The sequence below is a fragment of the Agrobacterium sp. ST15.16.024 genome, assembly GCF_027956545.1.
Taxonomy (GTDB): domain Bacteria; phylum Pseudomonadota; class Alphaproteobacteria; order Rhizobiales; family Rhizobiaceae; genus Agrobacterium; species Agrobacterium cucumeris.
The window spans coordinates 1,153,470-1,177,116 of sequence record NZ_JAQKGO010000001.1; the positions used below are offsets into that span (position 1 = coordinate 1,153,470).

Sequence of the window (23,647 nt, forward strand, 5' to 3'; positions counted from 1 at the left end):
GCTCAATCAATCAGCCTCCAGCAAATCAAATGCGCGCCGTCAGGACGGGAAAGAACCAAACACCACGCAAAGCCTAAAGCGCAGTTGCGAGAGTGGACCCGAAGGCTGCAATGTCGCTAAAACAAATATAGCCAGCTCTGGGGGAACTGGCTATCTATCTGATTTTTATGGTCGGAGCGGCGGGATTCGAACCCACGACCCCTTGACCCCCAGTCAAGTGCGCTACCGGGCTGCGCTACGCTCCGAACCTGAAAGCCGTTTATATATAAGCCTGTTAGGGCGCAAGCGGAAAATCGCCTTTTCTCAAAAAAAGGAACAAAGGGTGTGGATGGCGGGCAGGGGACAGACTGTCGTTTCGCTCTCTGCCGGTTGCTTCCGTCAAACGCATGACACATCCTCTTTCCATCATGGCTGGAACCTGCCGTGAACTTCAGCGTTCAATTGCAGCGGAATTGAAACTCAGGGAGATAAATATGTCCGAACTCGTCGTTGTTGGTTTTGATGGAACGGAAGAGGCCGACCGCGTTCTTCTGAAGCTCGCCGGCCTGAAAAAGGAATATCTGGTCGATCTGGAAGACGCCGTGGTCGTTGTTCGTGATGAAAACGGCAAGGTGCATCTGAAGCAGAGCGTCAATCTGACGGCGCTTGGTGCAAGTTCCGGTTTTCTGTCCGGCGGCCTCTGGGGCGGCCTTGTCGGCCTGCTGTTCCTCAATCCGCTGGCGGGCTTTGCAATTGGCGGCGCAATTGGTGCCGGCACGGGCGCGCTGGCGGGTTCGCTGACCGATTTCGGTATCGATGACGATTTCATCAAATCCCTTGGCGAAACCATCCCGAATGGCTCTTCGGCACTGTTCGTGCTGATCCGCAAGGTACAGCCGGAAAAGGTTCTGGCGGAACTGGAAGGGCTGCGCGGCCGGGTCATCAAGACCTCGCTGTCTCCGGAGCAGGAAGCGCAATTGCAAAAAGCTCTGTCGGGTGAAACCGCGCAAGCGGCTGCGCCCGTCGCTTGAATGGCAGGAACAACGCTGCGGCATGATCCATGCTGCAGCGTTTTGTCCAGATGGGTTCGGAAGCGGCCGCTTAGACGGTCAGCGTGCCGGGTTTGGCCTGCGGCCAGGTGAGATAATAATAGCGGCTGCCGACGCTGCCGAAAAACGCGTTGTCGCCGGAGATCCTGTCAACATAAGCGCCGCTGGCGCTCTTGCTATAGGCTGAGCCGTCGCGTTTGAGGTGATCCTTCAGAAAATCGCTCCAGCCCGTCGTGGCGATCTCGGTTGCCGGTTTCGAGGTGGTTTTCGAATCGGCCTTCACGTCCCACGCCTTGATCTGCGCGCCTTCGGATGGATCGGATACGGTGAGCGTGCCGGCGGCCAGTGCTTCCAGCATCGCCTTTGCCTGCGAGGCCTTGTCCGGGTCCTTGGACAAATCCTCCAGCATCGCCTTCAGATCCTTCATGAAACCGGCCTGCGTAATATCGCCGGATGAAGCCTGAGGTGTAGTCTCTGTCTGCGTCTCCTCGCCGGAGGTCTGCGCATATTGCGCCAGAAGCTGTGTCAGCCTCGAATTTGTGGAAGAAGAAGACGTATCGACGCCATAGGCGCCAAGCAGCGCTGCCCGCGACGAGGAAGATGAGGTCGCGGTGGAGTTGTCATCCTGCTCCTTGATGGCCTTGAGGGCTAATCTGGTGGCGGTGAGGCGGGTGGACAGGTCGACGGAGGAGACCATTTCGATAACTTTTCCATGATCAGCCCGATACGCATCATTCGTACCGAACCGGCTTGGCGCGGATTGTTGATCCCGCCTTTCGTCTCCTCTCATAAGAAGACCGGGTGCGTCCCACGCCGCTTGGGCTTGGGGTGCACCCGGTCTAATGAAGGAAGTTTGCGCGACGCTTGCGCCTTAATTTTCCTGAACGGAAACGCCGTTCGGGCCGATATTCATCTCGATGCCCTTCGGCTTGCTTTCCTCGTGCCAGACATAGGCCCCAAGGCCAACAAGGACCACCAGGAGTGCGCCAATGATGAGATAGAGATTATTGGTCTGCGTCATAAGATGTCTCCCCGTTTGACGATCATAATCGCGGGCTAAACGCATGAAATCGCGCAGGGTTCCGTAAGGGCAGGTATTTTAGGCGTGGCTAGTGCGGCGGCGCAGGTTTTCGCGTTTTTCCAGCGCCATACAGCCCCACAATATGCCGAGCAGCAGGAAGAAATGCCGCCAGTGATCGGTATCGATGACGGCGCCGATCATGACGTGGCCGACAAAGGTCACCCAGGAAATGATCAGGAACGGCTGCCACGGCCGCGGCCGCAGCAGATGCCGGAAACCGGCAGCGATCGTCCAGCAGATCAGCGTCAGATAGATCACGAAACCGAACCAGCCATGCGTTGTCAGGCTTTTCAGCCAGATATTATGTTCGGCGGCGGGAAAGATATTGTCGAACACCATCGGCCCGATGCCAAGTGGATGTTCCATCGCCAGCAGGAAACCAAGATAGTGACGGGCAAAGCGCCCCAGATGCCCACCATCATAGGATTGCACCGCAGAGGCGCGGCTGAAGAACAGGTCGGAGACCTGTTTGAATTGCAGCGCGATGATGACGGCTGCGACCATGAGCGCGACCGCAACGAGAAACAGCACGAGAATTTTCAGCCGAAACGCGGCAGTGCGCTCCTTCAGCAGCATGACGAAGACGAGCAGGAGGGCGGCGAACAGAAACAGGCCCCATGCCGCACGCGAAAACGACAGGAACACGCCAAGCGACAGGATCAGCAGGCCGAGGATACGCCAGGGCGCATGCATCGCCTTGCCGGTGAGCAGGCCATAGATCAGGTAAAGCGATGGTGTCACCAGGAAGGGACCAAAGACGTTCGGGTCCTGAAACGCACCCTTGGCGCGATCATAAAGCGTGAAGACCTCGAAGCCGGGAAGGGCATGAAAATATCCGATGATACCGAGCAGCGAGGTGATCAGCGCCGCGGCGAGCCAGGCGCGAAAAATCAGCAGCAGCCGCTGATATTTATCCTCGATGATTGCCGCGTAAAAAACCGAGGTCAGCGCCAGAAAGGTCGAGACGGCGAGGTAAAGCGGCCCCTCGTCCAGGTCCGCCATGGTGGTGAGCGAAAGATAACCGCCAACATTAAAGGCAAGCAGCAGGCACAGCAGCAGCACGACGGTGCGGGAAAGGCGCAGGCCCAGCAGGAACCAGATAGCCACTTGCCCGACCATCATCAGTTCGTAGGGCGCAGGTTCGGAGATGACGAAGCCGGAGAGGAACACGCCGAAGGCAATGAAGAACGAACCGACGAGCCGCATGGCGGCCAGAGGCGCATCAAAACCCGGTGCGTGCTGGTAACCGACGTGGGTCAATAGGCGTTTTCCGATTTGAGCAGCCGTATCGGCGTCAGGAACAGGATCTTGAGATCGAGGAAAAGCGACCAGTTCTCGATGTAATAAAGATCATATTCGGTGCGGAACTTGATCTTGTCGCCATGGTCGATTTCACCACGCCAGCCATTGATCTGCGCCCAACCGGTCACGCCAGGCTTGACCTTGTGGCGCGCGAAATAATGCTCCACCACTTCGGTATATTTCAGATCACCCGTCTGGGCATGGACTGCGTGCGGGCGCGGGCCGACCAGCGAGAGATCGCCATAGAGAACGTTGAAGAGCTGCGGCAGCTCGTCCATCGACGATTTGCGCAGGAAACGGCCGACCGGTGTGACGCGCGGGTCGTTCTTGGTGACAGCCTTCTTGGCGGTGGGATCGCTGAGTTCCGTATACATGGAACGGAACTTCCAGACATTGATCGTCTCATTGTTGAAGCCGTGACGCTTCTGCTTGAAGAGGATGGGGCCTTTGGACGTGGCCTTGACGGCAATCCCGGCTCCCAGCATCACCGGCCAGAAAAGGGCGATGCCGAGGAGGCTGAAGGTGATGTCGAATATCCGTTTCGCCACCGAATCCCAGTCGCGGATCGGCTTGTCGAACACATCGAGCATCGGCACATTGCCCACATGCGAATAGGCGCGCGGACGGAACCGCAATTTATTGGCATGTGCGGCGATGCGAATATCGACCGGCAGCACCCAGAGTTTGCGCAAAAGCTGAAGAATGCGGGCCTCTGCGCTCAGCGGCAGGGCGATGATCAGCATGTCGAGCTTTGTCAGGCGGGCAAATTCCACCAGTTCGGCAAAGGTGCCGAGCTTGGGATAACCGGCGACGACATCGGGAGAGCGCTCGCTTTTCCGGTCGTCGAAAATCCCGCAGATGCGGATATCATTGTCCGACTGCTGCTCGAGCGAACGGATGAGGTCTCTGGCAGCATCGCCACCACCGACGATGACGGCGCGGCGTTCCATGACGCCATTGCGGCCCCAGTGGCGAATGGCAAAGCCAAGGATCAGCCGTCCGGTGAAAATGGCTACCGCGCCAATCGCATACCATATGCCGAATGCCGGCCAGGAATGCAGCGCATTGGGAAAAACCACGAGTAGGAAACAGGCGGCGCCCACGAAAGACAGACAGACGGCGCCTTGAATGCGGGCAAACATTTTCAGCGGCGTGCGCAGCGTCGGTAACTGATAACAGTCGCCCGCCTGCAGCAGGAACACGCAGAGTGCCGCACCCAGCACGCCGGCGCTGAAAACCGCCAGAAAGGTTTCGAGACCCCGATCGGCGGCGATGCCGTTGACGATGGCGGCGATGACCACGAGCATCGTGAATTCCAGCAGCCGCAATTGGCCGATCACCATATTGGGTGAATGGTTGCCGGCACGCAGCTGGTTGGCAATCTGCCGCGCAAGCGGATTGAGAACGACGGTCTCGGACGGCGAAGGCTCACCGGCTTCGCGCTCGGAGATTTGCTTGCGCAACGACGCCAGATCGAATTGCAGTCTGTCCTTGTCAGCCTTGGTCATTACTTGGTCCGCACCCTCTAGCGGATCGGCCCGAAAATCGAAATCGATTTTCGATGGGAACGATGCGCAACTTCAAAGTGGTAAAGCGTCCTTGCGTAGCGTCCGAACGGACACACGCGCTCTACGAGCAGGAAACTAGCCGAAACATGCTAAGAAACGTTTATGATGCTTTTCTACAGGATGGCGGAATATACAATTAAAAATCGTGTTTTTAAAATGTCTTTAGACGTCAGGTGTGCTTTAGCGTGAAAGCAGGTCGCGATAGAGCTTCATCATGTCATCGGCCATGACAGGCGTTGAAAACTTCGCCTTAAAGCTGTTTGGTGGGGGCATCACCCGCTTTGACCAATCGCCGTCTTCAGCGTCCCTGACCATGATCTTCGCCAGCGCCTCGGCGTCTCCTGCCGGAACCAGCGCCTCGCTGTCTTCTCCCAGAACCTCGGGAATGCCACCGACATGTGAGGCGATGACCGTCTTGCCCGCCGCCAGCGCCTCAAGCACGATATAGGGCATGGCTTCGGCGCGCGAGGGCACCACCACGGTCTCCGCCAGCTCGAAGGCCTGTCTGGCGGGCATGGCGGCATGCATGGCAATCCGCTGGGAAAGCCCAGATTTGTCGATCATATCAGCATATTTGTCCCTGTCCGGCCCGTCACCGACGATAACGCCGGACATGGGGTGGCCGACGCTGCGCTCCATCCTGGCGAAGGCCTTGATGAAGACGTCAGGCCCCTTGAGGTCGCGCAACATGCCGATATAGAGGAAACGGGCGGCATCTTCGCGGGCCGGCACGGTTTCGAACTCGCTTTCCTGCACGCCGTTATAGATCATCGCCGTCCGGGTGCGCGGCTTGCCAACCTTGGTTTCATAGGTTCGCTGTTCGAAATTACAGACAAAACAGAGCGCGTCGGTGAAGTGTTCCTGAAACCGTTCGAGCCGCAGGAACAGCTGCCCCTTCAGGCTCTTGCGGTCATAATGCAGGCTGCCGCCATGCGGCGAGTAGAGGCGGGCTACGCGATACCTGTTCGCCCGCAACAATGAGCCGATAAGCCGGGCAAGAGCGCCACCCTTGGCGCTGTGCCCGTGCAAGATGTCCGGCCGCAAACTTTTTATCTGCTTGTAGGATCTCCAGAGTGCCGGCAGGTCACCCGGGCCGATGGAGCGCCTGATGGGCAGGCGGGTAAGCCCCAGCTCCAGCATCGGGGTGATCTGGGCGAAAAGCCGTTCCTCATGTGCGCCACCGGTCGAACTGTCGCAGACGATGCCGACCTTGTGGCCCTGTTTGACATGTTCTTCGATCAGGTCGCGCACATGGCGGAAGACACCGCCGACGGGGGAGCGGAAGCAGTGAATGATGCGCAGGGGAGGGCCGTCATCCGACACGTGTGCCACTCCGTTTTCAGAAGAAGCGTTCACGTACATAGACCGTATCGCCCGCAAGAATGGGTGCGGTGATGCCGATCCGGCCGGTCATTACTTCGGCGTTGATCTTGCGGGTAAGATCGACATCGGCCTGATTGGCGCGCGGGGTGAAGCCGCCGGCGATGGCGATGGCGTTCTGCACCGTCATGCCGGGCACATAGGAATATTGGCCGGGACGACCAACTTCACCCATGATGAAGACGGGGCGATAACGGTCGATCTCGATCGTCACGTCCGGATCGCGCAGATAACCCTGGCGCAATTTCGCGGCAATGGCGGCTTCGAGTTGCGGCAGCGTCTTGCCGCGTGCAGGAACCTGACCGACAAGCGGGAAGGCGACATAACCGGCCTGATCGACCGTATAGGTATTGGTCAGCCCCACCTGCTCGAAGACGTTGATGCGCAGCCTGTCGCCGCTATCGACATGATAGGGTTGCAGGGCCGCCTCATTGAATGAGCGCGGCGCGGGTTGATATGCCGCGCAACCGGAAAGGGCCGTCAGAACGGCGAGCGTCAGTGCGGTGACATGTCGTGATCCGGCGAGCGGCATCTCATCTGGCTCCGAGTCGATCTATGAGCATTCTTATCGTTCTGTTAGGGTTAATGCGCGGTAAACGGTCAGTCCGGAGTGTCGCAATATCCGATTTATTTTGTCGGATTCGCCGGGATTAACTGTTGTGTTACCGCCAAGACTTACAATTCGCGAAAATTGGCCATCTATATTTGAGCGCCCGAGGTTTGTCTCGGTTACGGAGCCCACATGAACGGCGATCGCATGGACGACAGGGATGTGGATATCGATCTGGCACAGCTTGTTGCAGCCATATGGCGGCGTAAGGGCCGGATCGCGGCCGTCACGCTTCTGGCCGGTGGCGCCGCCTTCGTGATCGCCAGCATGATGGCGCCCGCCTATAAGGGTGAAGCGCGTGTCCTCATCGAATCCCGCGCGGCCTCTTTCGGTGCTTCGCAGCAATCCAATGCGCCGGCCGAGCCGGTGCTTGATGAATTGACCGTCTCCAGCCAGGTGCAGATCCTGCAATCGGTCGACCTCATCAAGCAGGTCGCGAAAAACATGAAGCTCTATGAGCTGGAGGAGTTCGATCCGGAGGCGCGTCCTTCGCTGGTGTCGGGCCTGCTGGTTGCCGTAGGTCTCAAGAAAGATCCGCTGCAGGTGCAACCCGAAGAGCGGGTGCTGAAGGCCTTCCGCGAGAAATTGCAGGTCTATCAGGTCGAAAGCTCACGCGTCATCACCGTTGAGTTTTCTTCTGAAGATCCGAAGCTCGCCGCCGCCATCCCCAACGAGATGATGAAGGCCTATATCGCCCTGCAAAGTGGTGCGAAACTCGACACGAGCACGGAAGCGGCGCGCTGGCTGGAGCCGGAAATCGCCAATCTGCGCGAAAAGGTGCGTGAGGCGGACAGGAAGGTCGCGGATTATCGCGCCTCATCCGATCTCCTGTCGGCCGGGCAGGGCGAAACGCTTGCCACCCGCCAGCTCAGCGATATCTCGACTGAACTCGGTCGTATTCGTGGAGAGCGTGCGAATGCGGAAGCGCGGGCGGAAGGCGTGCGCAATGCGCTTTCAAGCGGCCGCCCTCTCGATACCTTCCCGGATGTCGTCGGTTCTCCGACGATCCAGCGGTTGAAGGAAAACGAAACGGGTATCCGCAGCCAGATTTCCGATCTGACCTCCTCGTTGCTGGAAGGCCATCCACGTATCAGGGCGCTGCGCAACCAGTTGGAAGGCATACAGCGGCAGATTCAGGAAGAAACCCGCAAGGTGCTGGCAAGCCTCGAAAACGAAGCCAATGTTTCCCGCCTGCGCGAACGGCAACTGGTGCAGCAATTGAATGTGCTGAAATCCGAAAGCGTGCGCGCCGGGGAGCAGCAGGTTGGCCTGAACGATCTGGAACGCGAGGCTTCGGCCCAACGCCAGCTTCTGGAAACCTATCTTGCCCGTTACCGCGAGGCGACCTCGCGCGCCGGTTCGGTGGATTCCACGCCCGCTGATGCGCGCGTGATCTCAGGCGCGGTGGAGCCGCGTGAGCCCTATTTCCCGAAAACCGGAGCCATCACCATCGTCGTCACGCTGGCGACCTTCCTGCTCTCCTGCATCGTCGTCATGCTGGTGGAACTCTTCACCGGGCGCGCCTTGAAGCCTGTGGGCAGACATCAGGTTCCGCCGCTCTCCGATCCGCCCGCGCCGACGCGTAAACCCGCCGACAGGAACGAGACCACGGATTTGCCGGAGCAACCGGTTGCCACCCATCATGAGTCCTCGCCGCCGGCTGCCCAGGCCATGCCCGCTGCCGCCTACCAGCAGCAACCCATTGTCGAAGAGGTGCGGCCGTTACCGGTCGTTGCCGCCACCGCTGCTGCTGCTGCTTCGGTTTTGCCGGTGGAAGAGGGCGCACCTTTGAAAGAAGAGGCGACGAAGGAGGAGATCGAAACCTCCGACGATTTCTCGATCGATGCCGTTGCGGGCTTTCTGGCCACCCGTCTTGCCAAACCCGTCGCCGCCGTCGTGTCTCCAGCCGGAGATAGCGGTTCGACCACCACCGTCATGCTGGCGCGTGCCCTGTCTGAAATGGGCCGCTCGGTCGTTCTCGTGGATATGACGGCTTCGGCCTGTCCCACGCGTCTTATGGTGCCCGAGGCCGGGCTGCCGGGTGTCATGGATCTTCTGGCGGGCGCTGCTGCCTTTGGTGAAACCATTCACGGTGACCGGCTGTCCGATGCGCATATCGTGCCGCGCGGCAATGCGCAGCCGCGTGAGGCCATGCGGGCCATCGATCGGCTGACGATGATTCTAAGCGCTCTGTCTGACGCCTATGATACGGTTCTGGTTGAGTGCGGCGCGGTGCAGATTTCGAGCCTTGAAAAAATGCTGCGCAATCTGCCGGCGGAAATCATCGTTTCGGTGCCCGGCAAGGATGGCGAGATGCTGGAAAAGACGCTCGGTGAACTGGTGGCCCAGGGTTACGAGCAGGCATTGCCGATGACGGGTATGCGCAAGCCGGGTCATCTGAGCGCCGCCTGACGGACGGAAAACCCTCTCAGTCAGCAACAGACATGGCGTCCGTTCTTGGCCGTCCGGCGCGAAAACGCTGGATCAGCGCATAGAGCGCCGGATTGGACTTGATCAGGCTTTTCGTTCTGGCGATGGCGACATAGGCCGAGGCCGCTGCGCGCCCCTTCAATGTCACCGGCAGGAATATATCGTGCTGGGCGGTGGAAAGCGGGCACCAGCTGCGTTTGTAAAGCTGGTCGCCGACGCCGAAATCGAAGAGTGCGGCTTTCTCTCTGCAGGCCCGTTCGATCATCAGCCAGAACAGCAACTCGCCGGGGCTGAGTTCCGAAACCGCCTCATCGATCGAGCCGAACTGGCAGATGATGTGGTCCTGCTTGCGCGAAAGCCCGGATATGGCGGCAATGACGCCCTCGTTTTCGCCATGCAGTCGAATGGCGTGCAGCTCCAGAAGACTGTCCGTGCCCGTTTCCGGGAAGTTGGCCAGATCGTAGAAAAAATCCTTCACCGATTGGCCTCGAAAAACATCCGGTATGCCCTGAGAGGCGAAGCGGGTGGCCTTTTGCCGGAAGAAGGCTTGCAATAACTCGCATTTTTCCTGTGGTGAACGGGCAATCACATGGCTGTAACCGCCCATTTCCTCGGCTCTTCGGCTCTGGATACGGAATTTCTTCCGCCGTCTCTTGGCATTGACCTGTCGCAGGGTGCTTTCAAAACTCTCCAGCAGCGGCAGTTGAAAGGCCGGGTTCTGGTTTTCGACGGAGGCCAGATAGGAAAGCGGATTGGTCCTGCCGCGCCAGCTGAGCGGTATGTTCTGCAAGGCCAGAATATCCGCCCGGCCATGCAGCAGTTTTCGCGCCTCGCGGGCAATCGCCGCCGCCGTCTTATGTTCCGCCTGTTCGGCAAAGGACGGATCGAAAAGCCCGGTATTGATATTGTTGAAACGGCCGCCCGGAAAACGTGCCTTGCGGATGCCGCTCTCCTGCACGATTTCAAGCGGCAGCAGGAAGACCGTCTTTGCGCTTTGTCTGCCGCGAATGATGAGCAATGGGCTTTTCTGGGTCTGTGCCCAGATGGAGCACCAGCCGAACCCCTGATGCAGGGAGTTGAGCGGGTCGCTCTCCATCCGCTCCCAGTCGGCGCGGATGGTGGAAATATCGTCGACAAGATCGATCACCAGACGGTCGGCACCCCGCCGCTCGCCTTGCATGGCGCTCGACGCTTTGCCCTCGCTGACTGTGACCGGCCCCTCAGCCGCCATCCACTCTCTCCGGTTGTTTCGGTGGGACTATATCGCTGAGCGGCAAACAATCAGTTTATAAAATTGCGACCTCAGGGTGTTGCGCAACGGTTGGCGCTTATCCCTGCTTTTTGGGGCCAGCCATCCATTTGATGATGAGCATGGCCGGCAATATCCACAAAAGCCCGCTCAGCACGAAATAGACCAGATGCACCCACCAGGGCGATTGCGCCAGCGTCGCCGATGCGATGGCAGTCGCCGCCACGGCGTAGATGACGACGAGGCAGATGATGACGATGGTGCCGATAAGCGATCTGAGGCGAGGGGGCATGAAATCTTCCATCATGAGCGCATGTCTCCCAAAGTGTCATCGGTTTGGGAAAAAGACACGCGTAAAACAAAAAAATTAGATCGTCTTGGCGATTCGAAGAAGAGGCAGGACGATCTGATATGTAAGCGCGACTATACCGCCGCGACCGGATGCCGCAAACCCTGAGGCCTTGTTTTGTGGTGCCGGTTGGGGCTAATCAACATGACTGTATGAGGGAGACCTGAAAAGATGCGTTCGAGCAGCATGACGATGGCAAACGGTTCCGCGGAAATGGTGGTGGAGGCTGCCCTGCAGAAGCAGGAAAAGAACCGCCGCCTGCTGCGCATCTGGCTGCGCGTCGTTCTCTTCACGCTCTTCTGTCTCGTGTTGGTCGGCGGCGCCACGCGGCTTACCGAATCCGGCCTGTCGATCACCGAATGGAAGCCCATCCACGGCGCTATCCCGCCGCTTTCGGTTGCCGAATGGGAAGAGGAATTCCAGCTCTACAAGCGCATTCCCCAATATCAGGAAATCAACAGGGGCATGTCGCTTGATGAGTTCAAGACGATTTTCTGGTGGGAATGGGCGCATCGCCTGCTTGCCCGCGCCATCGGTCTCATCTTCGCCCTGCCGCTCGCCTTTTTCTGGTTGACCGGCCGTGTTGAAAAGCGTTTGCGCCTGCCGCTGGTCGGTCTTCTGGCACTTGGCGGTTTTCAGGGCTTCATCGGCTGGTGGATGGTCTCTTCCGGTCTCGTCAATCGCACGGATGTTTCGCAATATCGCCTCGCCACACATCTGACCATCGCCTGCCTCATCTTCGCCGGCTGTATGTGGATATTGCGCGGCCTGTCGCATCATTCGCCTGAGGCGGCTGACGAAAAGACGGGCAGGGGCTTTGCCGGCCTGTTGACGGTCCTCTGTCTGTTCCAGATCTATCTCGGCGCGCTGGTGGCGGGGCTGAATGCCGGCCTTTCCTACAATACCTGGCCGCTGATGGACGGCTCACTGGTGCCGGGCGATCTCTTCCTGCAGCAGCCCTGGTGGATCAACCTCTTCGAAAACCCGAAGACGGTGCAGTTCATCCATCGTCTTGGCGCCTACACGCTTTTCGCCGCCACGCTGTGGCACATGGTGTCCATTGCCCGTGCCCTGCCGAATACGCCACACGCCCGCCGGGCCGTGCTGTTCTTCGTGCTCGTTTCCATTCAGGCGGCGCTCGGCATCACCACGCTTCTCATGCATGTGGATATCCACGTGGCGCTCGCCCATCAGGGCATGGCATTGATCGTGCTTGGATTTGCGGTCGCCCACTGGCGCGGTTTCATTGGCGAATATCCGGCGCCTGTCGCCGTCGAAGTCCGGGACTGAGCGCGTTCAGAACTGCTTCAGCACCGTTTTGACAGTAGCTGCGACAGCGAGTTCGTTGTCGCGCTCTTCCGCATTGCTGTCCTCTTCGTGCCATGCGGCCGAAAGGCAGCCATAAGCAAAGGCATATTGCAGCAACACCCGTTCATCCCGCTGCAGCGCCCTGGAAAAAATCACCGCCATGGAGGCGATACGTGCCTCGCTGCGCGTCAGATCGAAGCGGTCGAGTGGATTGGAGAACATGTTGGCGACATCAAGCGCCGCATCGCCAATCAGGCCCGCCGGGTCGATGATGATCCAGCCGCGCCCGCTGCGCATGATGTTTTCGTGATGCAGATCGCCATGCAGCGGCTTCACATCCCGTTGCCGGTCAATCAGCTCCTGCGCCATCGCGGCGGCGTCGATATAGATGCTCTCCACGCCGCTGGTGCGATCCTGCTCGGCCTTGCGGAACAGGCTTTCGAAATAGAGAGGCAACGTCAGCAGGCTTGAGGGCGGTGTCTGCTGCGATGGCTGATGGTATTGCAGCAGAACATCGGCGGCGATTTCCGTGGCCGCATCGTCGTCGCCGTCGCGGAACAGTACATCGCGCAGGGTTTCCGCGCCGGCATGTTCCATCAGCAGAATATCATCGGAACGCTCAAGCAGCTCCACGCATCCGACACCCGCGCGCCACGCGATGAAATCCGCACCGCGAAGGCTGTCCTCAAGCACTTTCTTTTTCAGGACTTTGGCGACGGCTGGGGAGCCGTCACCACGCGTCACCGCGTAGACCACCCCGGCCGGCGTATCGGCAATCTGTTTTGCGGCCTCGATATTCCACGAGGCCGGAAAAGAGGGGATGGTTCGACTCATGCAAAAAACCTCATGCCGACAGCATCAGTTCCATGTTCTGCACAGCCGCGCCGGATGCGCCCTTGCCGAGATTGTCGAGCAGCGCCACGAGGTTGATATGTTCGCCGCCCGGCGTGCCGAAGACGAAGAGCTTCATCGTGTCCTTGCCCGCCAGTTCCTCGGCATCGATGCGGGAAAGCCCCTTGCTTTCGGCAAGTGGCACCACACTGACGATGTCCTGGCCCGCATAATGGGCGGTGAGCGCGGCATGCACCGTCTCGATGCTCGTGCCTTCCTTGAGGTCAGCGGCAAACAGCGGCACCTGCACGATCATGCCCTGCGGGAAGCGACCGACGGAAGGCGCAAACAGCGGCGCACGGTCAAGCTGGCCGTGAATGGTCATTTCCGGCACGTGCTTGTGGGAAAGCGTCAGGCCATAGAGGAAATTATTGGCGCTGATCGCGTCGTCGCGGCTCTGATCTTCCATCTGCGCAATCATCTGCTTGCCGCCGCCGGTATAACCGGAAACCGCATTGACGCTGACCGGATAACCATCGGGCAGGATGCCGGCAGCGCGCAGGGGGCGGATGAGGCCGATAGCGCCTGTCGGATAGCAGCCCGGATTGGCGACGAAGCGGGCGGAACGAACCTTCTCGCCCTGCTCGCTATCCATCTCGGCAAAGCCGTAAGCCCAGTCCTTGTGGACGCGGTAAGCGGTCGAGGTATCGATGATGCGGACATTGTTGTTGCCGGCCACCATCGAGACCGCTTCCCGGGAAGCATCATCCGGCAGGCAGAGGATGGAAATGTCGGCGTTGTTGAGCATATCCTCGCGCATTGCGGCGTTGCGGCGCTCGGCTTCGGGAATGGACAGCAGGTCAATATCGCGGCGACCAGCAAGGCGCGTGCGGATCTGCAGACCCGTGGTGCCGTGTTCGCCATCGATGAAGATCTTCGCTGTCATGTCCTTGTCCTGACTTTTCAAAGGGTTGTAAGGGTATTCGGAATCAGTTTGGTAGGTGCCGTTTTTGTGTCAGCCGGCCTTGGCCAGCCGTTCGGCACGCAGGCCAAGCATATACATTGCAACGGTGGCTCCGGCAATGGCGGTAATATCCGCATGATCGTAAGCGGGTGCCACCTCCACCACATCGGACCCGCGAATATCAAGCTGGCCAAGGCCGCGCAGAACCGAGAGAATCTTGGCGCTGGTCGGTCCGCCGGCCACAGGCGTGCCGGTTCCGGGCGCGAAGGCCGGGTCAAGGCAATCGATGTCAAAGGTCAGATAGGCCGGCATGCCGCCCGTATGCTTGACGATCAGCGAGGCGATGTCGCTCGCCCGCATCTCCTCCACCTCGTAGCCGTGGAGAATGCGGATGCCGAAATCGTCAGGGGCATGGGTACGAATGCCGATCTGGATCGAGCGGTCCGCATCGATCAGGCCGTCACGCACGGCGCGGGCCACGAAGGAGCCGTGGTCGATGCGTTTGCCATCGTCGAACCATGTGTCCTGATGCGCATCGAACTGCACCAGCGCCAACGGCCCATGCTTGGCCACATGCGCCTTCAAAAGCGGCCAGGTAATGAAGTGGTCGCCGCCGAGCGTCAGCAGATAATCCGTCTTGGAGATGATGCTGCGAGCTTCCTTCTCGATCGTATCAGGCGTCTTCCAGTGGTTGCCGTAGTCAAGCAGGCAGTCGCCATAATCGACGGTCGGCATATGGGCGAAGGGATCGCGCGCGAAGGGATATTGCGGATCGTTATCGAAAATCGCCGAGGCCCGGCGGATGGCCTGCGGCCCGAAGCGTGCACCCGGCCGGTTGGACGTCGCCGCATCGAAGGGGATACCCCAGATCGCCGTCGAGACGCCCTTGAGGGTCTTGGTATATTTGCGCCGCATGAAGGAGAGCACGCCCGCATGGGTCGGGTCGGTGGCGGCCGATGTCAGCGTGGTTGCGGTAAAGGCATGGTCGATGGTTTTGCCAGCCATTATTTTTCCGCCTTTTCAGCAAGATCGGCAAAGTTGCGAATTTTGATCGCGCGGCCGTCAAAGCGGGCGACGATTTCCAGTTCGCCGCCCATCGCCTCGATAAACCGGCGCAGCGTTCCGACATACATATCGGCCCGTTTTTCCAGCTTGGCGACCGAGCTTTGGCCAATATCCAACGCCTGCGCTATTTCGTCCTGTGAAAGCTTCAGTGCCCTGCGAACATCCGCAAGATCCATTTCCTCTTCCAGACGATGGGCTTCGGCTTTTGACTTCATACGTGCATCATCCGACATTCGGTCGCGCAACTGTGCGAAACTGTGCCTACCGCTCATGGTGCTTCTCCTTTTCAAGCTCCGTCAGATGCTCGTCATAAAGTGTATCGGCAATCGGTATCATGCGATCATAGAACCGTTTGTCACCCGTCTTGTCGCCACCGATCAGCAGGATTGCCATTCGGCGCGGATCGAAGGCGTAAAATATCCGCAGCGGTTTTCCTCCGCTCTGGATACGTAATTCCCGCATATGCGCATGCCGTGATCCATGAATGCCGCTCGAATAAGGAAACGGCAGGCGAGGACCGCGCTCCTCCAGTTTCCGAACATAAGCGTCGATGCTGATGTGCTCGCTTTCCCCAAGCGTTTCCCACCATGCTCCGAATTCATCTGTATACTCGACAACATAGCTCATACGGCAATATTATTCCCTTGAGGGAATAATTCAAGATGCGGCCGGTCACCAAAATAAAAAAAGGCGGAACCGAAGTCCCGCCTTTCGAAGTTCTGAACGAACCGTTCGTAGAAGCGATTAGCGCTTGGAGAACTGGAACGAACGGCGGGCCTTGGCCTTACCGTACTTCTTACGCTCGACGACGCGGCTGTCGCGGGTCAGGAAGCCACCCTTCTTCAGAACGGAGCGCAGGCCCGGTTCGAAGTAGGTGAGGGCCTTGGACAGACCGTGACGAACGGCACCGGCCTGACCGGACAGACCACCACCGGCAACGGTGGCGATGATGTCGAACTGACCTGCGCGGGCAGCGGCGACCAGCGGCTGCTGGAGGATCATCTGCAGAACCGGACGTGCGAAATACGCGGAGAAATCGCGGCCGTTGATGATGATCTTGCCAGAACCGGCCTTCACCCATACGCGGGCTACGGCGTTCTTGCGCTTGCCGGTCGCGTAGGAGCGGCCGAGGGTATCAACCTTGCGGACGTGCACGGGAGCCGAAGCTTCCGATGCCGGGGCGAGGTCTTTCAGAGAGGAAAGATCGGCCATTATCAGGCGCTCCTTACGTTCTTCTTGTTAAGCGCGGCCACGTCGAGAACGGTGGGCTGCTGTGCTTCGTGCGGATGGTTCGAGCCGGCGTAAACGCGCAGGTTCTTCATCTGGCGACGGCCGAGCGGGCCGCGCGGGATCATGCGCTCGATGGCCTTTTCAACGACGCGCTCCGGGAAGCGGCCTTCGATGATCTGGCGAGCGGTGCGCTCCTTGATGCCACCCGGGTGACCGGTGTGCCAGTAGTACTTCTTGTCGGAGTACTTGTTGCCGGTGAAGGCAATCTTTTCCGCGTTGATAACGATGACATTGTCGCCATCATCGACGTGGGGGGTGTAGGTGGCCTTGTGCTTGCCGCGCAGGCGGGTTGCAACGATGGTGGCGAGGCGACCAACAACGAGGCCTTCGGCGTCGATGATGACCCACTTCTTCTCCACCTCAGCAGGCTTCTGAACGAAAGTAGACATGAATTTCACTTTCTAATGTGGACCCGTCATCCTCTTGATTGAATAAGAGCATACGGGCGTTTCTTGTTGCTTGGTTTGGTTGCCCTGAGGCTAACCGCAAATGACCCTATTCCGGCTGGAATCCGATCTGGCGCGCTTATACGGTGCGCCGGGGAATGCGTCAATATGACGTTTTTTGAAGGCCTTAAAAATAACCAAGCAAAAACAATAGTTTATTGGTGTGGTAATATTTTACCCCATAAAATCGGCCTGTTTTAGCCCAGTCTCATGACCAGAACGCCTGCTGCTATGATGCCGCCGGCGAGATAACGCCAGATGCTGGCGCGTTCTTTCAGGATCACGACGGAGATGACAAGCGCAAACAGGATGGAGGTTTCCCGAAGTGCGGCGACGACCGCGACGGGGGCCTTGGTCATGGCATAGAGCGCCAGTCCGTAAGAGAAGATGGAGCCGCCGCCGCCGATCAGGCCGCGCCACCAGTTGCGCCGCACATGCGCTGCAACAGCGCTCACGCCGCGTTGGTAAAAGGCGAAACCGAAAAGCAGCACGGGCGGCAGCAGCGACATCCACAGCGTATAGGAGATGGCGTTGCCCGAAAGCCTTGCGCCGACGCCGTCGACGAAGGTGTAGGAGGCGATGACGAAGGCATTGATGAGCGCAAGGATGATCGCTTTCCCGCCGCCGCGCCGCGCCTCGAAGGCGAGCGTCAGGATGCCGCCGGAAATGATGGCTATGCCGGCAAGCGCCAGCGGACTCAGGACCTCGCTCAGGAAAAGGCTGCTCGTCGCCGCGACGATCAGGGGCGCCACACCGCGCATGACGGGATAAACGAGGCCGATATCGCCGATCGTATAGGCGGCAGCAACAAGGCGAAAATAGGCAAATTGCAGAAACGCCGAGGCGATCAGAAAAGGAATGGCCACCGGCGCCGGAAAAGGCAGAAAGGGCAGGAACGGCAAGGAGCAGGCCGCAGCCCCGGCGGCAATCAGCGAGGCGTCAAGTGACTTGTCGGATCCCGATTTGACCAGTGCATTCCATCCGGCATGCAGGATTGCACCCAGAAGAACCAGAAGAAGAATGTCGATTGTCACAATAGAGACTCGCTCGCGGGCTACTTTGCCAAACCTATAGCATGGGGATTGGCGACCGAAATCCAATTTCGATGGAGGCCGTGAGGTGCCATGGGCGCTTTGTGATCATTTAAAAACGAGTGCGGGTTTCGTCTGATCGTCCGTGCGAATATTCGATCCTTTCGCCGATTATGACATGCGTCAAATTTCAGATTTGTGCATGTCACGATATCTCCTGCTTCGGGGGCAATGCCGCTTTGCCCATGATTTCATCCGAGGAACTGGCATGCTGGCTCCGGATGCAAGGCTCGGATCACGCTGGCGCTTGCCTGTTTTTCTAAAAATCAGGGCTATTTAAGCTGATATTGGCGTTTAATTCGCATTTCTGGCAGCGCGGATAAGGGCATCAATCCCAATGCCAGTTTCTTTCATTGTTCTGAAAATGAATTTCATATCCATGTAAAATCACAAGCTGAAACGTTGTAGTTTTGCAGATAGATTGATTTACAGAATAACTTTCTGAAAATTAGTCAAGTCTAATTCATCGGTGAACGGAATGAAAACAAACAGGAGACGAATGGCGCATAAAATGCACGCTAATGTTGTTTGAGCCAGTGTTCCCCCGCATATGGGTTATTTTGGAAACTGGATGAAAATACTCAATACCAGCTTATGCTGGGTGGTTTCGTGAAATCATTTTGCGTGAATGAAATTGCCTCATATCGAGCCAAGAAAGGGCCGATTTCACGGGTTTTAGACCGGGCAGGGGTTCAAGAATGCGATGACGTGTCCTAAATGGCATTAAAAGCAGAGAACAAAAGCAAGCGCCGGTGGCGTGCAAATGTAGCTGCGGATTTATGCAGGAAACGCGATACTCGCGCTGATTTCTCAGAAGGGTGCCTGCCAGCATCGCTCAAACTGCGAGATGCGCCAAAGGAACAAGTTGACATGCAGCATGATACTTATGAACCGGACTATCTCCGAAAAATCCTGACCGATGTCAGGACCATCGCCCTGCTTGGCGCCTCACCCAATCCGGACCGGCCGAGCCATGGCGTCATGCGTTTTTTATTGTCGAAGGGTTACCGGGTGTTTCCGGTCAATCCCGGCCAGGCGGGCAAGGAGATACTGGGGCAGAAAGTTTATGCCCGGCTTTCCGATATTCCTGAACCCGTGGACATGGTTGATGTCTTCAGGGCGCCCGAATATCTCTCAGCGATCGTCGAGGAGGCGATATTGCTGCCGCAGCGCCCGAAAGTGATCTGGGGCCAGTTATCCGTGCGCGATGACAATGCCGCCGCCAAGGCCGAAGCCTATGGCATGAACGTGGTGATGGACCGTTGCCCCGCAATTGAGTATCCGCGTCTCAATATTGTGCGATAGTTGGTACAGATCGGACTTATCATTTCGCCGCAAGGCATTATGATCCCTCCAAAATTGTATGTGGAGGAAATATCATGTCGAGCAGCAATCCCGGTTTTTCAACACTGGCCGTCCACGCGGGCGCACAGCCAGATCCAACCACCGGCGCACGCGCGACGCCCATTTATCAGACGACCGCTTACGCTTTCCGTGATGCCGATCATGCCGCCGCGCTGTTCGGGCTGAAGGAATTCGGCAATATCTATACCCGCATCATGAACCCCACCCAGGCGGTTCTGGAGGAGCGTGTCGCAGCGCTTGAAGGTGGCACGGCGGCGCTCGCGGTCGCATCCGGCCACGCCGCGCAATTGCTGGTCTTCCACACGCTTTTGCAGCACGGCGACAATTTCGTTGCCGCCCGCCAGCTTTATGGCGGCTCCATCAACCAGTTCGGCCACGCCTTCAAGGGTTTCGACTGGCAGGTACGCTGGGCCGATGCGACCGATCCGGCCAGTTTCGAGGCGCAGATCGATGACCGAACCCGCGCCATCTTCATCGAAAGCCTCGCCAATCCCGGTGGCACCTTCGTGGACATCGCTGCAATTGCCGATGTCGCCCACCGCCACGGCCTGCCGCTGATCGTCGACAACACCATGGCGAGCCCCTATCTGCTGCGACCGCTGGAACACGGCGCGGATATCGTGCTGCATTCACTGACGAAATTTCTCGGTGGCCACGGCAATTCCATGGGCGGCATCATCGTCGATGGCGGCACCTTCGACTGGTCGGTGACGGACAGATATCCGGCGCTGTCGCAACCCCGGCCGGAATATTCGGGCGTCGTGTTGCACCAGACCTTCGGTAATTTCGCCTTCGCAATCGCCTGCCGTGTCCTTGGCCTGCGCGATCTCGGCCCGGCCATCTCGCCCTTCAACGCCTTCCTCATCCTCACCGGCATCGAAACCCTGCCGCTGCGCGTTCAACGCCATTCCGACAATGCGCTCGCCGTCGCCAAATGGCTGAAGGCGCATCCGAAAGTTGGCTGGGTGCATTATGCCGGGCTGGAGGACAGCGATAACTATGCCATCCAGCAGCAGTATTCGCCAAAGGGGGCAGGCTCCGTCTTCACCTTCGGCGTCAAGGGCGGTTATGCCGCTGGCAAGGCGCTGGTGGAAGGGCTGCAGCTTTTCTCCCATCTCGCCAATATCGGCGATACGCGCTCGCTCGTCATCCATCCGGCCTCCACCACCCATGCGCAGCTGACACCGGAACAGCAGACGGCGGCCGGCGCCGGACCGGATGTGGTGCGTCTTTCCATCGGTATCGAGGACGTCAAGGACATCATCGCCGATCTTGAACAATCGCTTGCGAAAATCTGAGAGGGCGGCCCGCCATGACGAACTTGCTGACATTTGATGTTTCGGTCGAAGCGGAGCATGGCGCGCCTGCGCCGGAACGGTTGATTTCCGGCGATCCCAGATTCACCACGTGGAATCTGGAGGAAGCGCCAGGCGGCATCTATGCCGGCATCTGGCAATCCACGCCGGGCAAATGGCGGGTGGTCTATGATGAATGGGAATATTTCAACATTCTCGACGGCCACTCCATCCTGACGGAAGATGGCGGCGCGCCGCGCCACCTGAAGCGGGGCGACCGGCTCGTCCTGCAGCCCGGCTTCACGGGCACCTGGGAGGTCGTTGAAACGACAAGGAAGGATTACGTCATCCGGCTTTGAGGCCGGATGATCTCTGCGGAGACCTCAGCCACATCTCACCACGCCAGATCAAGCCGCTCCAGACCATGGAAATGATAGACGTCCTTGACCTTCGGCGGCTGGGCAATCCTGAGACCCGGCAGGCGTCTGAACAGCAGCGGCAGGGCAAGATTAAGCTCAAGCCTTGCCAGCGGCGCACCGATGCAGAAATGGATGCCGGCGCCGAATGAGACGTTGGCGCCCTCGTTCCGGTCCGGCTTGAAGGCCAGAGGGTTGGAGAATTTTGCTGGGTCGAGATTGGCCGCGGCCAGAATGAGGCTGACCTTGTCGCCGCGTTTGAACGTCACACCGTCGATCTCGACCGGTTCCAGCACCCAGCGCTGGAAAATATGGACTGGCGCGCAGATACGCAGCGTCTCTTCAATCGTGCGTTCCGTGGTCGTCTCGTCGCTGAACAGGGTGTCAGGCGAGATGCCGCTTTCCAGAATGATGCGCACGGAATTGCCGATCTGGTGCACGGTCGCCTCGTGTCCGGCGTTCAGCAGCACGATGGTGGTGGAAATCAGCTCGTCATCGGTCAGGTACTGGCCCTTATGCTCCGTGTGGATCATATGGCTCAAGAGATCGTCTTGCGGTTCCGCCCGCCGTTCCGCGATCACGCTGCGCACGTAATCCGAAAACTCCCTGGCTGCCTTGTCGGCAAGAAGCTCGTCCTCGGCAGTGCGTTTGAACATGTACATGCCGACATAGGCATGTGACCATTTCAGAAGCTGCGGCCCCATTTCTTCGGGAATGCCGATCATGCGGGCAATCATCGTCACCGGAATGATATCGGCATAGGTTGAGAGCAGTTCCGTCTTGCCATCGGCTTCGAAGGCGTCAATCAGGCGGTTGGCGAGTTCCTCGATTTCCGGCTTCATCTTGTCGACATGCCGCGAAACGAAGGCGCGGTTGATGAGCGTGCGCAGCCGCGTATGTTCCGGCGGCTCCAGTTCCAGCAACGAATGTTGCTCGGCGGCATCGAAGTGCTTCACATGTTCGAGTGGTTCGGCGAGACCGATTTCCTCACGGCTGGCCACATGCAGGATCTGTCTGCCGAAACGACGGTCACGTAAAAGCGCGCTGACATGGTCATATTCGGTGAAGAACCACTGCCGCTGCTCTTCCCAGTAAAAGGTGGGACATTGCGCGTGAAGCGCCGCATAGACCGGGTTCGGATCATTATAGAAGGCCGGGTCGCGGGCATCAAGTGAAACGCGGCGCGTGGTGGGGTCGATGGTGAGGAAGGGAAATGTCGCTGTCATGCTCAAGGTTTAGTCCGCGTCGTGTGCTTTGGAAAGAGTGGGGAAAAACCGCTGCCTGTTTTTCCGCCTGTCATCGCATTGGCATCATGTCACCGGCTGGCGATGGCCGATATGCGGTTCAGCGCCGCAACCTGTCGGTCGGCATTGTTGTCCATCGGATTTTCGTCCCGGTCCGGGGAGGGGACGACGACATTGGCCGAATTGACGTGGATGACGGTCCTGTTGCGGCCGGCTTTTTTCGCTGCATAGAGCGCACGGTCGGCTTCCGTCATCATCACGCTCAGGTCGGCATCCTTGATCATGGCTTCGGATATGCCGACGCTAGTGGTGACTTCAATACCTTCGCCGCGTGAACTGATCTTGGAAAGACGCAGATTGCTGCGGATGGCTTCCGCCAGCGTCACCGTGCTGGACGGGCTTTCGACTTCGGCGACCAGCGCGAATTCTTCGCCGCCCATTCTGACGAACAGGCCGCGATCGCCAATGACGCGTTGCGCCATGTTGCAAAAGTGCACGAGCACCGCATCGCCGGACTGGTGGCCATATTTGTCGTTGATTTTCTTGAAATGGTCGATGTCGAACAGCACCAGCGCCACATAACGGCTGGAAGCCGGCGACCGCTTCTTGATGCGCTCGAACTCCTCGAGAAGACCGCGCCGGTTGAGGACGCCGGTGAGGTGGTCGGTCATCGCCAGCCGGTGCAGGCGGGCTTCCGAATCTTCCATGATGATCTTGGCGCTGATCATGATGATGACGGTGAAGCCGAGAATGCCTGAAAAGGCGAGCGGCGACGTCAGCGCGACGGCACTGGGGGACGTGATGTCACCGGGAATGATGACCGATGCGATGATGGCGCCGAAAAAGGCCTGCAAAATGAAAATAGCGGCAAGAACCTTGCGGCTGAGCGATGCTTGGCTCCTGTTTGCCACAACGACGCCGGCCAGCATGAAATAAGCGACGGCGGCACAGGCATGGTAAAGCAGGATACGCGAAACCATGCTGTCCCGCACCGGCGGGATGAGCATGCCGGCCACCCACAAAAGCGCGGGAATGGCGATCCAGCCGGCAAGCTTGCGCTGTTCGAAGGAGAGGAGGCCGGCCAGCCAGAAACCGAAAGCTGAAAGCGCCAGCGTATTGCCGACGTCAATCGACAGATAGTTGGGAATGTCGCCGCGCATGGCGACAAGAATGGCGCCGATGCCGGTCGAAAGGAAACCGGCGGCGAAATAGAGATTGTGCTGGCGGGCAGGGCGGTGCAGCCACAGGGTTCCCAAAAGGACGGCAAGGGTGAACGTCTCCGACGCCCAAAGCAGCATGCCCGTTTTTGCATCCAGCATTGCAAAATCCTATCTG

General features: G+C 58.7%; 24 protein-coding genes and 1 tRNA gene. 6 read left to right on the plus strand and 19 right to left on the minus strand.

All coding sequences use genetic code 11. The annotated features are described in order from the left end of the window. Nucleotides 1–168 precede the first annotated feature (168 nt). A tRNA-Pro gene (locus PL640_RS05705) sits at nucleotides 169–245 on the minus strand. Between the two features lie 228 nt (nucleotides 246–473). Between PL640_RS05705 and PL640_RS05710 the strand changes: the two genes are divergently transcribed. Beyond that, entirely contained in the window at nucleotides 474–1,010 is a 537-nt protein-coding gene (locus PL640_RS05710; protein WP_142839586.1) for a DUF1269 domain-containing protein, read from the plus strand. Nucleotides 1,011–1,080: 70 nt separating this feature from the next. Here the strand turns inward: PL640_RS05710 and PL640_RS05715 are convergent, their stop codons facing one another. The 6 genes from PL640_RS05715 to uppC all read right to left on the minus strand — a co-directional run bounded on the left by PL640_RS05715 (nucleotide 1,081) and on the right by uppC (nucleotide 6,891). Continuing rightward, nucleotides 1,081–1,725, minus strand: a complete 645-nt coding sequence (locus PL640_RS05715; RefSeq protein WP_271361060.1) for a hypothetical protein — start codon at nucleotides 1,723–1,725, stop codon at nucleotides 1,081–1,083. 174 nt (nucleotides 1,726–1,899) lie between these two features. After that, a complete protein-coding gene (locus PL640_RS05720) occupies nucleotides 1,900–2,049 on the minus strand; it encodes a hypothetical protein (protein WP_003496532.1) in 150 nt (49 codons plus the stop codon). A 78-nt stretch (nucleotides 2,050–2,127) separates the two neighbouring features. Beyond that, a complete protein-coding gene (uppF, locus tag PL640_RS05725) occupies nucleotides 2,128–3,369 on the minus strand; it encodes a polysaccharide biosynthesis O-antigen ligase family protein UppF (RefSeq protein WP_142839588.1) in 1,242 nt (413 codons plus the stop codon). Next, nucleotides 3,366–4,919: a polysaccharide biosynthesis glycosyltransferase UppE gene (gene uppE / locus PL640_RS05730; RefSeq protein ID WP_271361062.1), complete on the minus strand. Its 1,554-nt coding sequence runs from the start codon at nucleotides 4,917–4,919 to the stop codon at nucleotides 3,366–3,368. Before uppE ends, uppF begins: the two co-directional genes overlap by 4 nt. Nucleotides 4,920–5,159: 240 nt before the next feature. Continuing rightward, on the minus strand, nucleotides 5,160–6,302 hold the full coding sequence (gene uppD / locus PL640_RS05735; protein ID WP_271361063.1) for a polysaccharide biosynthesis type 4 glycosyltransferase UppD: 1,143 nt from the start codon (nucleotides 6,300–6,302) through the stop codon (nucleotides 5,160–5,162). 16 nt (nucleotides 6,303–6,318) lie between these two features. After that, a complete protein-coding gene (uppC, locus tag PL640_RS05740) occupies nucleotides 6,319–6,891 on the minus strand; it encodes a polysaccharide export protein UppC (RefSeq protein WP_046800338.1) in 573 nt (190 codons plus the stop codon). A gap of 210 nt (nucleotides 6,892–7,101) precedes the next feature. Here uppC and uppB point away from each other — a divergent pair, with 210 nt between their 5' ends. Continuing rightward, complete coding sequence (gene uppB, locus PL640_RS05745) at nucleotides 7,102–9,381, plus strand: polysaccharide biosynthesis protein UppB (protein WP_271361064.1); 2,280 nt, start codon at nucleotides 7,102–7,104, stop codon at nucleotides 9,379–9,381. Between the two features lie 16 nt (nucleotides 9,382–9,397). Here the strand turns inward: uppB and uppA are convergent, their stop codons facing one another. Together uppA and PL640_RS05755 are read right to left on the minus strand one after the other, a co-directional pair. Beyond that, nucleotides 9,398–10,630 carry a polysaccharide biosynthesis GNAT family N-acetyltransferase UppA gene (gene uppA / locus PL640_RS05750; protein ID WP_271361065.1) on the minus strand — a complete coding sequence of 411 codons (1,233 nt, stop codon included), beginning with the start codon at nucleotides 10,628–10,630 and terminating at the stop codon, nucleotides 9,398–9,400. A 97-nt stretch (nucleotides 10,631–10,727) separates the two neighbouring features. Beyond that, on the minus strand, nucleotides 10,728–10,940 hold the full coding sequence (locus PL640_RS05755; protein WP_142839953.1) for a DUF2842 domain-containing protein: 213 nt from the start codon (nucleotides 10,938–10,940) through the stop codon (nucleotides 10,728–10,730). Nucleotides 10,941–11,168: 228 nt separating this feature from the next. On the opposite strand from PL640_RS05755, the gene PL640_RS05760 reads away from it, so the two are divergent. Further along, nucleotides 11,169–12,287: a COX15/CtaA family protein gene (locus tag PL640_RS05760; protein WP_142839593.1), complete on the plus strand. Its 1,119-nt coding sequence runs from the start codon at nucleotides 11,169–11,171 to the stop codon at nucleotides 12,285–12,287. Nucleotides 12,288–12,293: 6 nt separating this feature from the next. On the opposite strand, the gene PL640_RS05765 is transcribed toward PL640_RS05760, so the two are convergent. The 8 genes from PL640_RS05765 to PL640_RS05800 all read right to left on the minus strand — a co-directional run bounded on the left by PL640_RS05765 (nucleotide 12,294) and on the right by PL640_RS05800 (nucleotide 17,935). Next, nucleotides 12,294–13,139, minus strand: coding sequence for an aminoglycoside phosphotransferase family protein (locus PL640_RS05765; protein WP_271361067.1), 846 nt, complete (start codon nucleotides 13,137–13,139; stop codon nucleotides 12,294–12,296). Between the two features lie 10 nt (nucleotides 13,140–13,149). Further along, nucleotides 13,150–14,082 (minus strand): N-acetyl-gamma-glutamyl-phosphate reductase, encoded by a 933-nt coding sequence (gene argC / locus PL640_RS05770; protein ID WP_142839595.1) that lies wholly within the window; start codon nucleotides 14,080–14,082, stop codon nucleotides 13,150–13,152. Nucleotides 14,083–14,151: 69 nt separating this feature from the next. Beyond that, entirely contained in the window at nucleotides 14,152–15,105 is a 954-nt protein-coding gene (gene speB / locus PL640_RS05775; protein WP_271361068.1) for an agmatinase, read from the minus strand. Next, entirely contained in the window at nucleotides 15,105–15,437 is a 333-nt protein-coding gene (locus tag PL640_RS05780; RefSeq protein WP_271361069.1) for an XRE family transcriptional regulator, read from the minus strand. Before PL640_RS05780 ends, speB begins: the two co-directional genes overlap by 1 nt. After that, complete coding sequence (locus tag PL640_RS05785; protein ID WP_271361070.1) at nucleotides 15,427–15,792, minus strand: type II toxin-antitoxin system RelE/ParE family toxin; 366 nt, start codon at nucleotides 15,790–15,792, stop codon at nucleotides 15,427–15,429. The genes PL640_RS05780 and PL640_RS05785 overlap by 11 nt, the downstream gene beginning before the upstream one ends. A gap of 117 nt (nucleotides 15,793–15,909) precedes the next feature. Next, a complete protein-coding gene (gene rpsI / locus PL640_RS05790; RefSeq protein ID WP_271361071.1) occupies nucleotides 15,910–16,377 on the minus strand; it encodes a 30S ribosomal protein S9 in 468 nt (155 codons plus the stop codon). Nucleotides 16,378–16,379: 2 nt separating this feature from the next. Beyond that, nucleotides 16,380–16,844, minus strand: a complete 465-nt coding sequence (rplM, locus tag PL640_RS05795; RefSeq protein WP_035242586.1) for a 50S ribosomal protein L13 — start codon at nucleotides 16,842–16,844, stop codon at nucleotides 16,380–16,382. A 254-nt stretch (nucleotides 16,845–17,098) separates the two neighbouring features. Next, the gene (locus PL640_RS05800) at nucleotides 17,099–17,935 is read right to left on the minus strand and encodes an EamA family transporter (protein ID WP_271361072.1); all 837 of its coding nucleotides are present in this window, start codon (nucleotides 17,933–17,935) and stop codon (nucleotides 17,099–17,101) included. Between the two features lie 927 nt (nucleotides 17,936–18,862). Between PL640_RS05800 and PL640_RS05805 the strand changes: the two genes are divergently transcribed. The 3 genes from PL640_RS05805 (at nucleotide 18,863) to PL640_RS05815 (ending at nucleotide 21,011) form a co-directional block, all read left to right on the plus strand. Beyond that, the gene (locus PL640_RS05805; protein WP_271361073.1) at nucleotides 18,863–19,297 is read left to right on the plus strand and encodes a CoA-binding protein; all 435 of its coding nucleotides are present in this window, start codon (nucleotides 18,863–18,865) and stop codon (nucleotides 19,295–19,297) included. 74 nt (nucleotides 19,298–19,371) lie between these two features. Next, nucleotides 19,372–20,655, plus strand: coding sequence for an O-acetylhomoserine aminocarboxypropyltransferase (locus tag PL640_RS05810; protein WP_271361074.1), 1,284 nt, complete (start codon nucleotides 19,372–19,374; stop codon nucleotides 20,653–20,655). A 14-nt stretch (nucleotides 20,656–20,669) separates the two neighbouring features. Continuing rightward, a complete protein-coding gene (locus PL640_RS05815; RefSeq protein ID WP_271361075.1) occupies nucleotides 20,670–21,011 on the plus strand; it encodes a cupin domain-containing protein in 342 nt (113 codons plus the stop codon). 35 nt (nucleotides 21,012–21,046) lie between these two features. On the opposite strand, the gene PL640_RS05820 is transcribed toward PL640_RS05815, so the two are convergent. Beyond that, nucleotides 21,047–22,294, minus strand: coding sequence for a cytochrome P450 (locus PL640_RS05820; RefSeq protein ID WP_271361076.1), 1,248 nt, complete (start codon nucleotides 22,292–22,294; stop codon nucleotides 21,047–21,049). Nucleotides 22,295–22,383: 89 nt separating this feature from the next. Next, nucleotides 22,384–23,631, minus strand: a complete 1,248-nt coding sequence (locus PL640_RS05825) for a GGDEF domain-containing protein (protein ID WP_271361077.1) — start codon at nucleotides 23,629–23,631, stop codon at nucleotides 22,384–22,386. Nucleotides 23,632–23,647 lie beyond the last annotated feature (16 nt).